This window comes from Neisseria sp. P0021.S007, assembly GCF_051956855.1.
The window spans coordinates 1-955 of the sequence record NZ_JBQCXA010000209.1; the positions used below are offsets into that span (position 1 = coordinate 1).

General features: G+C 51.8%; 1 protein-coding gene. It reads left to right on the forward strand.

What is annotated here, in order from left to right; genetic code table 11:
* The coding region (locus ACTHUR_RS12275) for a Wzy polymerase domain-containing protein (RefSeq protein WP_440398751.1) at nucleotides 1–955 on the forward strand (955 nt) is incomplete at both ends.

The window sequence follows — 955 nt, forward strand, 5'->3', positions numbered from 1 at the left end:
ATTCCTGATTACGCCGTTATGGTTTTGGCGTACCCGTTTCCAACACAAACGCGCACTGTGCATTTTCCTTCTGACCGCCATCCTGGCCGCCGCTTTCCAATTCGGCATGGGCAGCCTGTTGGATTTGTTTGGCAACATCAAATACGAAACCGCCGTCGAACGCGCAGGCACCAGCGGTTTTGAAGGCTCCATGCGCCAAATCGAATGGAGCAAGGCATGGATTGCCTTTCAATCCGCACCTTGGTTCGGTCACGGCTGGAACAGCTTTGCCCAGCAAACCTTTCTGATCAATGCCCAGCAACAATATTTCCCCAACAATATCCTCGGCGTACTGTTTACCCATTCGCACAATATCGTCATGCAGTTGCTGTCCGAAATGGGCATTGCCGGCACCTTGCTGGCAACCTTAACCCTGCTTGCAGCCGTATGGCGACTATCAGGCCGCAACCAAACACCGGCTTCCCTATTTTTGCTGACTGCCGCCGCCGTCAGCCTCTGCCACAGCATGCTCGAATATCCGCTTTGGTATATCTACTTCCTTACCGTATTCAGCCTGATTCTGTCGCTGACACCTTCTTATCCGAAAGATGTTTCAGACGGCCCTTTATCTACCCGAATCAGACAATGGACAGGCGGTATAGCTGCTTTATCGATTTTAATCGGCATGGCAAACCTCAGCTGGGAATATCAAAATCTGACCCAATATAGCCGTGTAGGGAAAACCGACGATCCGCAAACAGTTCAAAACAAAATTGACGGCTTGCAGCAGCTCTCCAAAGAAAGCCCCATGCTTGCCTATTACGCCGATTTAAGTTTGAGCAGACGTGCCGACCCGACCGATGCCTACATCCGCCCATGTGCGGAAGAAGCCGCACTCAAAGTCCTGACCTACCGCCCCTACTCCAGCGCCTACCAAGTCGGCCTTTACCTCTATCGACGAGGTAAAAGAGAAGGA